The sequence below is a fragment of the Kitasatospora sp. MY 5-36 genome, from assembly GCF_001182915.1.
In the GTDB taxonomy this organism is placed as follows: domain Bacteria; phylum Actinomycetota; class Actinomycetes; order Streptomycetales; family Streptomycetaceae; genus Kitasatospora.
In genome coordinates this window covers 1-10,169 of the sequence record NZ_LFVW01000424.1, presented here as the reverse complement: position 1 = coordinate 10,169, position 10,169 = coordinate 1, and the positions used below count along the sequence as shown (strand labels likewise).

Below are 10,169 nucleotides of genomic sequence, written 5' to 3'. Positions count from 1 at the left end.
GCGGCCTCCCGCTGCCAGTGCGCGAGGTCGCGCCGGGCGTCCGCCCGGGCCTCCGGGGTGGTGCCGGGCACCTGGGCCAGTTCGTCCAGCAGGGCGGCGGCCGCGCCCGGGCTGCCGTCCCGGGCCAGCCAGAGGGCCAGGTCGTGGCAGGTGCGCAGGGTGCGCGGGTCCTCCGGGCCGCAGATCCGGGCGAAGTCGGGGACGAGCGCGGTGAGGATCTCCACCGCCTCCGCGGCCTCGCCGGCCTCCCCGTGCCGCCAGGCCCGGTCGGCCCGCCGGCGCAGCTGCTCCGGGCTGGGGTCGTCCGGGCGCAGCATCCCGGGCCGGATGGCGCGCAGCCGCTCCAGCACCTCGGCGGCGCCGGCCGGCCGTTGTCCGGGCCGCTTGGCGAGCAGTTCGGCGACCAGCCCGGCCAGGGCCGGGTCCTTGCCGCGCACCCGGGGCGGGACCTCCTCCAGGTGCTTGTACATGTACTCGGCGGCCGAGGCGGCGCGGAACGGGCGGGTGCCGGTGCAGACCTCGTACAGCATGATGCCGAGCGCGTAGAGGTCGGCCCGGCCGTCCACCGGGCCGCCGGACCAGCACTCGGGCGCCAGGTACGGGACGGTGCCGACCACGTTGCCGGTGGAGGTGAGCCGGACGGTCTGGGTGACCAGTCGGGCGATGCCGAAGTCCAGGACCTTGGCCCGCTCCCCGTCCTCCACGATCATCACGTTCTCGGGCTTGATGTCCCGGTGGACGATCCCCGAGCGGTGCGCGGCGTCCAGCGCCTTGCACACGTGCCGCATCCAGCGCAGCCCCTGCTTGTGGTCCGGCCGGCCGTCCTTGAGCACCTCGGACAGCGCCCGGCCGCGGACCAGCTCCATCACCAGGTACGGGATCTTCCCGGAGCCGGACTCCGTCCACCCGTAGTCGTACACGGTGACGATGTGCGGGTTGTTGAGGCCGCCGGCCGTCCGGGCCTCGCGGACGAACCGGCTGACCGCCTCCCGGTCGGTGGCGTGCTCGGCGAGCAGCACCTTGACCGCGACCGGCCGGTCGATGGTCGTGTCGGTCGCCCGCCAGACCACGCCGAAGCCGCCCCGGCCCAGCTCCTGCTCCAGCCGGAAGCGGCCGCCGAGCACCTCGCCCTTCTCCATTCCCTCCCCCAACCCGACCGCGCCCGCTCGGCGTTCGCCGCCGGAGGGGTCGGAGGGGTCACCATAGCGGCGGGCGGGGACGAACGGGTGAACGAGCCGGGCCCACTTCCGGCAGCTACAGCTTGGGCAGCCCGGGCGGGTTGATCTCGGAGCTCTTCACGGCCTCGTTGTCCAGGCCCCAGCGCTTGAGCACCTGCCCGTACGTGCCGTTCCTGATCACCTCGTCGATCGCCCCGTTCAACGCCTTGACCAGGCCGTTGTCCTTCCGGGTGGTCGCCGCGATCTTGCCGAGGACGTCCGCGCCGCCGCCCGAGTAGGTGCCGACGACCTCGGTCTCGCCGGTCTGCACGGCGTGGAAGGCCAGGCTGGGGTTGGGGCCGGTGTAGACCTCGATCCGGCCGGAGGAGAGCGCCAGGTAGTACTCGGTGCCCTGGAAGTACTTGATGTCGATCGGCTTGAGGCCGTTCCTGACGTTCTCCTCGCTCCAGGAGACCAGCAGCTTCTCCTGGTTGGTGCCGGTGGCGACGCCGACCGCCTTGCCCGCGAGGTCCCTGGGGCCGGTGACCTTGAGGCCGCCGCCCTTCTTCGCCTCGAAGCCCAGGACGTCCAGCCGGTAGGTGGCGAAGTCGTACTTCTCCTTGCGCGCCTCGGTGACGGTGATGTTGGACAGGCCGACGTCGTACTTGCCGCTGTCCAGGCCGACGAAGATGTTCTCCCAGGAGACCGGGTTGAACTCGACCTTGAGGCCGAGCACGTTGCCGATCAGGAGGGCGAGGTCCGGTTCGACGCCGATGATCGTCTTGTCGTCGTTGGCGTAGAAGTCCAGCGGCGGGGTGGAGCCGATGGAGTCGACGACGCTCAGCGTCCCCTTCCGTCTGATCTCCTCCGGGACCAGCGCGGCGATCGCGTCGACCTTGGGCGTGGTGACCCGTTCCTGGTTCGGCGACAGGTTCACCACCGTGCCGTCCGGCGCGGTGCTGCCCTTGGCCGGGGCGAGCTCCCCCGCCGCGCCCGTGGCGCCGCTGCCGCAGCCGGCCAGGACGAGGGCTGCGGTGAGCGCGGCGGCGGTCACGAGGGCGCGACGGGGTAGGGACATGGCGGAACTCCTGCTCGGTGAAGGGTGGTTGGGAAAAGGAGGGTCAGAGGACCTTGGCCAGGAAGGCCCGGGTGCGCTCGTGCCGCGGCCGGTCCAGGACCTCGGCGGGCGGGCCCTGCTCGACCACCACGCCGCCGTCCATGAAGACCACGGTGTCGGCGACCTCGCGGGCGAAGCCGATCTCGTGGGTGACCACGATCATCGTGGTGCCGCTGCGGGCCAGGTCCTTGATGACGTCCAGCACCTCGCCGACCAGTTCCGGGTCGAGCGCCGAGGTCGGCTCGTCGAACAGCAGCACCTTCGGCTCCAGCGCCAGCGCCCGGGCGATCGCCACCCGCTGCTGCTGCCCCCCGGACAGCTGCCGGGGGTAGGCGGCGGCCTTGTCGGCCAGCCCGACCCGCTCCAGCAGCGCCAGCGCCGTCGCCCTGGCCTCGGCCCGGGGGCGGCGCAGCGCGGAGACCGGCGCCTCGACCAGGTTCTCCAGCACGGTGAGGTGCGGGAACAGGTTGAAGTTCTGGAACACGAAGCCGATGCCGGTGCGCTGGCGCAGCACCTCGCGCTCCTTGAGCTCGTACAGCCGGTCGCCGGAGCGGCGGTAGCCGATCAGCTCGCCGTCGATGGCGACGTGGCCGCGGTCCAGCTTCTCCAGGTGGTTGATCGCGCGCAGCAGGGTGGACTTGCCGGAGCCGGACGGGCCGAGCACCACGGTCACCGAGCCGGCCGGGACGTCCAGGTCGACCCCGCGCAGCACCTCCAGCCGGCCGAAGCTCTTGTGCAGGCCGCGGACCTGCACCATCGGGGCGGCCGGGGTCGGGGCGGCCGGGCTCGGCTCGGGCTTCGTCAGGGTGGTCACGACTGTCCTCCGGGGGTACGGGCGGCGGCGGGCCGGGTGCGGTCCGGCAGGCTCCGGGCGAGGGCCCGGACGCGCTGCCACGGGGTGGGCGGCGGGGTGCGCTGGGCGCCGCGGGCGAAGTGGCGCTCGACGTAGTACTGGCCGACCGAGAGCACGGTGGTCAGCAGCACGTACCAGACGGTGGCGACCATCAGCAGCGGCACCACCCGGCCGGTGCGGCCGTAGATCACCTGGGCCTGGTAGAAGAGCTCGCCGATGGCCATCACGTAGACCACCGAGGTGCCCTTGAGCAGCGAGATCACCTCGTTGGCGGCGGCCGGCAGGATGCCGCGCATGGCCTGCGGCAGCACGATCCGCCGGCCCTGCCGCCAGCGCGGGATGCCGAGCGCGGCGGCGGCCTCGCGCTGGCCGGCGTCCACCGCGATGATGCCGCCGCGGATGATCTCGGCGGCGAACGCGGCCTGGTGCAGCCCGAGGCCGAGCACCGCCGCGCCGAGCGCGCTGAGCACGCCGACCGTCTCGACCTCGCCGAAGGTCGGGCCGAACGGGATGCCGATCCCGAACCGCTTGTACAGGTAGGAGAGGTTGAACCAGAACACCAGCTGGACGATCAGCGGGATCGAGCGGAACACCCACACGTAGGCCCAGGCGATGGAGCGCAGGATCGCGCTGCGGGACAGCCGCATCGCGGCCACCACGGTGCCCAGCAGGAAGCCCAGCACCGTGCCGTAGGCGGTGAGTTCGAGGGTCCGTCCGATCGCCCGGAGGATGGTGTCGGCGGTGAAGTAGAGCCGGAAGGTGGCCCAGTCCCAGCCGGGGTTGGTGGCCAGGCCGTGGGCGAACTGGGCGAGCACGACCAGCGCGGCGATCCCGGCGGCCCAGCGCCAGGGGTGCCGGGCGGGGACGGTGCGCAGGCCGGCCAGCCGGTCGAGGTCGAGGGCGGCGGCCGGGGCCGGCCGGCTGGGCGGGGCCGCGCTGGTCCCGGTGGTGGTGGCGGTGGTGGCGGTGGTCATCGGGGGTCTCCTTCGCTCGGGCCGGCGCTCAGGCGTGCTCGGGCGGGCTGATCTGCGACTCCTTGATCGCCGACTCGGCGACCCCCCACTTGCGCAGGATCCGCTCGTACGTCCCGTCCTTGATCAGCTGGTTGACCGCCGCCTGGAGGGCCGGGGCGAGCTTCGAGCCCTTCTTCAGGGCGAAGCCGACGTCGAGGCGGTGGAACTCGTTGAGGAAGCGGGTCCCCGAGGCCTCCTGCGCGACCTGGTGGCGCAGGCCGTTGATGGTGGACATCTCGATGTCCACCCGGCCCTGCTGGAGGCTGGTCAGCAGGGCGCCGCTCTCGCTGAACGCCTTGACCTCGTACGGCTTCTTCCCAGCGTCGGTGCAGACGCTCTTCCGGCTGTTGAGGGTGGTCTCGAAGGTGGTGCCGGCGCCGGTGCCGATGGTCAGTCCGCACAGCTGGACCAGGTCGGTGACCGGCTGGATCGCGGTGTTGTCCTTCTTCACCGCGAACCCCTGGCCGTCGTCGATGTAGGTGACGAAGTCGATGGTCTTCAGCCGGGCCGCGGTGACCCCGAAGTTGCCGGTGCCGACGTCGTACTTCCCGCTGTCCAGGGCGGGCAGGATGGTCTCGAAGGCGGCCTGCTCGCGCTGCACGGTCAGGCCGAGCAGCCTGGCCACCGCGTCGGTGAAGTCCACGTCGATCCCGGCGGGCCTCCGGTCGGCCTGGTCGGTGTAGAAGGCGCTGGGCGGCGTGCCGAAGGACGAGCCGAACCTGATCGTGCCGGCGGCGCGGACGTCCTCGGGCAGCAGCGCGGCGGCGGCCTGCGAGGTCCTGAGGCCGGAGACGAGGTCCTCGGTGGCGGCGGCGGACGGACCGCCCGCCGCCGCGCCCGCGATCTTCGGGTCCGAGCCGCAGGCGGCCAGGGCCAGGACCGGCAGCAGGGCGGCGGTCGCGAGCAGGCGGCGGCGGACGGTGCTGGTTCTCACGGGGGGCCTTTCAGGGAGTGTGGGCCAGAACGGGCGACTGCGGTCCGAGGACCGGCAGCCGCTTCTCGAAGGGGAGCGGACCGATGGTCAGCGGATCGGCCGAGACGTCGAACAGCGGGGTGTAGCCGGCCGCCAGGTAGAGGTTCCTGGCCTCGGGCTGGCGCGGCCCGGTGGTGAGGTAGAACCGGCTGTAGCCGGCCGCGACGGCCGTCCGCTCCAGCTCGGCCAGCACCCGGCGGGCCAGGCCCCGGCGGCGGTGCGCGGAGTGCGTCCACATCCGCTTCACCTCGGCGGTGCGCTCGTCGTAGCGCTTGTACGCGCCGCCGGCCACCGGTTCGCCGTCCTCCAGCAGGAGCAGCAGCACGCCGTGCGGCTCGGCGAAGGCCTCGCCCGGGTAGCGGGTCATCTCCTGGTGCGCCTCGGGGCCGTACCGGGTGACGTACTCGTGGGTGAGCTCGCGCAGCAGCGGCTCGACCAGGGGGTCGTCGACGGACGCCTTGCGGAACTCCCACCCGCCGGCCGCACTCACGCCTGCGCCGCGATCAGCTGGTGGCGGTCGCGCTCGGCCCGCTCGGCCCGGGCGGCCCCGGCCTTGGCGGCGTCCCGCTTGGCGACCTCCTCGCGGACGATCGGGATGACGTACCGGCCGAAGTCGATCGCGTCGTCCAGCAGGTGGTAGCCGCGCGCGGAGAGGATGTCCACACCGAGGTCGTAGTAGTCGAGCAGCGCCTGGGCGACCGTCTCCGGGGTGCCGACCAGCGCGTTGGAGTTGCCCGCCCCACCGGTGGCCGCGGCGGTCGGGGTCCACAGCGCACGGGCGTAGCGCTCGCCGGCCTCGGCGATCTCGATCAGCCGCCGGGAGCCGGTGTTTTCGGGTGTCACGGCCTCGGGGGTGGTCCCCGGCCGGTCGGCGCCCCGGCGGGCCCGGATCGCGGCCACCGTCCGGTGCGCCTTCTCCCAGGCCAGCGCCTCGGTCGGCGCGATGATCGGCCGGAACGCCACCTGGATCCGCGGCACGTCGGTGCGCCCGGCGGCCCGGGCCGCCTCCCGCACCCGCTCGATCTGCTCGGCGGTGCGGGCCAGCGGCTCGCCCCACAGGCAGTAGACGTCCGCCTCGGCGCCGCCGGCCGCGTAGGCCGCGTCCGAGGAGCCGCCGAAGGAGACCCCGGGGCGCGGCTGCTGCACGGGGAAGACGTCGGAGACGAAGTCGTTGAAGCGGTAGTGCGGGCCCTCGTGGTCGAAGGGCTCCCGGCTGGTCCAGGCCTTCTTGACGATGCCGATGTACTCGCGGGTGCGCTCGTAGCGCTGGTCCTTGGTCAGGAAGTCGCCCTCGCGCTGCTGCTCGTGGTCGTTGCCGCCGGTGATGAAGTGGACGGTCAGCCGGCCGTCGCTGATCCGGTCGAGCGTCGCGAAGGTCTTGGCCGCGAAGGTCGGGTAGGAGACGTTGGGCCGGTGCGCCAGCAGGATCTGGAGGCGGTCCAGGTGCGAGGCGAGGAAGGCCGCCGCGGCCGCCGGCTCGGGGGCGCCGGCCCCGTACGCGAAGAGCACCCGGTCCCAGCCGTGGTCCTCGTGCGCCCGGGCCAGCCGCAGGGTGTAGTCGCGGTCGAAGGCGGCGGTGGTGCGGGCGGTGGTCTCCGAACCGTCGCCGGTGGCGGCGATGCCGAGGAATTCGACGGGCATGGCGGAACCTTTCGGGGTGGGTGGAGGTCCGGTGGACCGCGGGTGGGCGGCACCGGAGGCGGCCGCGGCGGGGCGGCCGTCGAGCGGGTGACGGTGGGAGGGGTGCGGGAGCGGAGGTACCGGACGACGGGAGGGCCGGAGCGCGGGAGGGCCGGAGCGCAGTGCGGGGTCATCGGCGGCAGCGGGGGCCTGACGCGTCGCCGGTCGTCGACGACGGATCCGGCCGCGACGGGGCGGTCCGAGGGAGGGCTCTCCCCGCCGGGGGATCAGGCCGGACGGGCGGCCCGCTGCCGGGTCAGCCGCGACACGCCGCGGACCACACCCGACCGAAGTCGATGTGGTCGCGGGTGACCAGGGGCTGCTCGGCGTACATGGCCCCAAGTTGAACAGTCGGCCGATCGGTACGTCAACCATCCATCATTGCCGCACTGTTGCGATCTCCTGTCGGTTTTTCGACGCGCTTCGACGAAGCCGTCCGGCACCCCCGACCACCCTTGACAGCCGTCGATCGCGCGTGCGTACGATCGACGCGGAGTGCAGTGCCACGCGCCGGCCGTGTTGAGGGACACGGGCCGCCGCCCCCGTACGTGACCACCGCCGTACCTCTCCCCGCCCGCACTCCGCCCAGGAGCCGCCGCCATGGCCACCCCGCAGGACGTCCTGCCCGCCCCCGCCCTCCTCGACCGCCCCGACGCGCCGCCCGCCCCCGAGGCCCGGATCGTCGCCCGCCGCAAGCCCGGCCAGTGGGCCGCGGCCGCCGTCGCCCTGCTGCTGGCCGCGATGGCGGTCAACTCGGTGGTCCGCAACAAGGCCTTCCAGTGGAGCGTGGTCGCCGACTGGTTCACCGCCCGCTCCGTGCTCGACGGCCTCGCCCTGACCCTCTGGCTGACCGCCGCCACCCTCGCCCTCGGCTTCGTGCTCGGCACCGTCCTCGCCACCATGCGGCTGTCCGACAACCCCGTCCTGCGCACGCTCAGTTGGGGCTACATCTGGGTGTTCCGCTCCACCCCGCCACTGGTACAGCTGCTGTTCTTCTTCAACATCGGCGCGCTCTACCCGACCCTCGGCCTGGGCATCCCGTTCGGCCCCGAGTTCGTCACGGTCAAGACCGTCAACCTGATGGGCCCCACCCTCACCGCCGTCATCGGCCTCACCCTGCTGGAGACCGCGTACGCCGCCGAGGTGATCCGCGGCGGCATCCTCTCCGTCGACCGCGGCCAGCTGGAGGCGGCGGCCGCGCTCGGGCTCGGCCGGTGGCGGGTGCTGCGCCGGATCGTGGTGCCGCAGGCGATGCGGGCGATCGTGCCGACCGCCGGGAACATGCTGATCGGCGCGCTCAAGGGCACCAGCATCGTCAGCGTGCTGGCCGTCTCCGACCTGCTCTACTCGGTGCAGCTGGTCTACCTCCAGTCGTACCAGGTCATCCCGATGCTGATGGTCGCCACCATCTGGTACCTGGTGGTCACCACCCTGCTGTCCATCGGCCAGTACTACGTGGAGCGCCGCTTCGCCCGGGGCGCCACCCGCGACGGCCTGCCGCCCACGCCGCTGCAGCGGGCCCGCGCGGCCCTCGTCAAGGTGGTGCGGGCATGACGGAGCTCGTCATCGTCGGCGCCGGCCCGCGCGGCACCGGGCTGCTGGAGCGGATCGCCGCCAACGCCGCCGAACTCCTGCCCGCCGAGCGGCCGTTGGCGATCCACCTGGTCGACCCGTACCCGCCGGGCGCGGGCCGGATCTGGCGCCACGACCAGTCCCCGCTGCTGCGGATGAACTCGATGGCCGAGGACGTCACCATGTTCACCGACGAGCGCTCCACCCTCGAAGGACCGGTCCGCCCCGGCCCCTCGCTCGCCGAATGGGCGCCCCGGCAGGAGGAGTTCGCGCCCTACCGGGAGGTCGCCGACCCGGCCGTCCGGGCCGAGCTGCGCACCCTCGCCCCCACCGACTTCCCCACCCGCCGGGCCCAGAGCGCCTACCTGGACTGGGTGTTCCGCCGCGCCGTCGCCGAACTGCCGGCGCACGTCACGGTCACCGTCCACCGCGACACCGTCCACCGGATCGAGGGCCCGGCCGACGGCCCGCAGACCGTCCACCTCGGCGACCGGACCCTCGGCGCCGACCACGTCGTGCTCACCCTCGGCCACCTCGACTCCGTCCCGCACCCGCGCTACGCCGCCGACGCCCGGTTCGCCGCCCGGCACGGCCGCTTCCACCTCCCGCCCGCCTACTCCGCCGACGCGGCCGACGACCTGGCCGCCCTCGCCCCCGGCGAACACGTGGTGCTGCGCGGCCTCGGCCTCGCCTCGGTGGACCTGGTCGCCCTGCTCACCGAGGGCCGCGGCGGCCGCTTCGAGCCCACCGGGGACGGGCCCGCGCTGCGCTACCACCCCTCCGGCCGCGAGCCGGTGCTCCACCTCGGCTCCCGGCGCGGCGTCCCGTACCACTCCAAGACCGGCTACCGCCTCCAGGGGCCGCACGCCCCGCTCCCCCGGTACTTCGACGAGGCCGCCGTGGACGCCGTGCTCGCCACCGGCGGACAGCTAGAACTGCGGCGCGACTTCTGGCCGTTGATGGCCAAGGAGATCGCCTTCGGGCACTACCACGAGCTGTTCCACGCCCACCCCGGACGCACCGCCCTGCCCTGGCCGGAGTTCCTCGCCCGCTACGACCGGCACGCCTGGTACTCCCCCGAACTCGCCGCCCTGGTCGCCGAGGCCGTCCCCGCCCCGGCCGACCGGATCGACTTCGAACGGCTCGACCACCCGCTGGCCGGGCTCGAACTCGGCACCGACGAGGAGCTCCAGGCACACCTGCGCGGGTACGTCACCGCCGACGCCGACCGCCGCGCCGACCCCGCGCACAGCGCCGACCTCGGCGCCTTCCTCGCCCTGCTCTCGCTGTTCGGCCGGCTCCCCCGGGTCGTCGCCAGCGGCCGGCTCACCGCCCGCTCCCTCGCCGAGGAGGTGGACGAGTGGTTCTTCGGCTACTTCAGCTTCCTCGCCTCCGGCCCGCCCGGGTTCCGGCTGCGCCAGCTGCTCGCCCTCTCCGAGGCCGGGGTGGTGCGCTTCCTCGGCGCGGACGTCCGGATCGAACGGGACGAGGCGAGCGGCACCTGGCGGGCCTCCGGCGCCACCGTGCCCGGCCACCACGTCACCGCGACGGCCCTGGTCGAGGCGTACCTGCCCAAGCACGCGCTGGCCCGCACCCTGGACCCGGTGCTCGGCGAACTGCACCGCACCGGACGGATCGTCGAGGAGGTGGTCACCGACCCGGACTACACCCACCGCTCCGGCCTGGTCACCATCGCCGCCGCCGACAGCCGGCTGCTGGACCCGGCCCTCGGCGGCGCCCCGCACCCGCGTCGCACCGCCCTCGGCCCGCACACCAGCCTGCGCGCGGCCGCCGCCTTCGCCCG

Annotated in this window: 9 protein-coding genes; 2 read left to right on the top strand and 7 right to left on the bottom strand. The window is 73.7% G+C overall.

The features are described from left to right. From AE652_RS25345 to AE652_RS25315, 7 genes are all read right to left on the bottom strand, one after another. Positions 1 to 1,139, bottom strand: a 1,139-nt coding sequence (locus tag AE652_RS25345; protein ID WP_049655465.1) for a serine/threonine-protein kinase, incomplete at its 3' end; no start/stop codon positions are given. A 115-nt stretch (positions 1,140 to 1,254) separates the two neighbouring features. After that, positions 1,255 to 2,235, bottom strand: coding sequence for an ABC transporter substrate-binding protein (locus AE652_RS25340; protein WP_049655463.1), 981 nt, complete (start codon positions 2,233 to 2,235; stop codon positions 1,255 to 1,257). Between the two features lie 43 nt (positions 2,236 to 2,278). Beyond that, a complete protein-coding gene (locus AE652_RS25335) occupies positions 2,279 to 3,031 on the bottom strand; it encodes an amino acid ABC transporter ATP-binding protein (RefSeq protein WP_049655467.1) in 753 nt (250 codons plus the stop codon). 53 nt (positions 3,032 to 3,084) lie between these two features. Further along, on the bottom strand, positions 3,085 to 4,101 hold the full coding sequence (locus AE652_RS25330; protein ID WP_049655462.1) for an amino acid ABC transporter permease: 1,017 nt from the start codon (positions 4,099 to 4,101) through the stop codon (positions 3,085 to 3,087). Between the two features lie 28 nt (positions 4,102 to 4,129). After that, complete coding sequence (locus AE652_RS25325) at positions 4,130 to 5,074, bottom strand: ABC transporter substrate-binding protein (protein ID WP_049655460.1); 945 nt, start codon at positions 5,072 to 5,074, stop codon at positions 4,130 to 4,132. A gap of 10 nt (positions 5,075 to 5,084) precedes the next feature. Further along, the gene (locus AE652_RS25320; RefSeq protein ID WP_049655459.1) at positions 5,085 to 5,603 is read right to left on the bottom strand and encodes a GNAT family N-acetyltransferase; all 519 of its coding nucleotides are present in this window, start codon (positions 5,601 to 5,603) and stop codon (positions 5,085 to 5,087) included. Beyond that, the gene (locus tag AE652_RS25315) at positions 5,600 to 6,754 is read right to left on the bottom strand and encodes an LLM class flavin-dependent oxidoreductase (RefSeq protein WP_049655457.1); all 1,155 of its coding nucleotides are present in this window, start codon (positions 6,752 to 6,754) and stop codon (positions 5,600 to 5,602) included. Before AE652_RS25315 ends, AE652_RS25320 begins: the two co-directional genes overlap by 4 nt. A gap of 639 nt (positions 6,755 to 7,393) precedes the next feature. Between AE652_RS25315 and AE652_RS25310 the strand changes: the two genes are divergently transcribed. Together AE652_RS25310 and AE652_RS25305 are read left to right on the top strand one after the other, a co-directional pair. After that, the gene (locus AE652_RS25310) at positions 7,394 to 8,347 is read left to right on the top strand and encodes an amino acid ABC transporter permease (protein ID WP_049655456.1); all 954 of its coding nucleotides are present in this window, start codon (positions 7,394 to 7,396) and stop codon (positions 8,345 to 8,347) included. Further along, a partial coding sequence (locus AE652_RS25305) for an FAD/NAD(P)-binding domain-containing protein (protein ID WP_049655454.1) occupies positions 8,344 to 10,169 on the top strand: 1,826 nt, incomplete at its 3' end. The genes AE652_RS25310 and AE652_RS25305, both read left to right, overlap by 4 nt.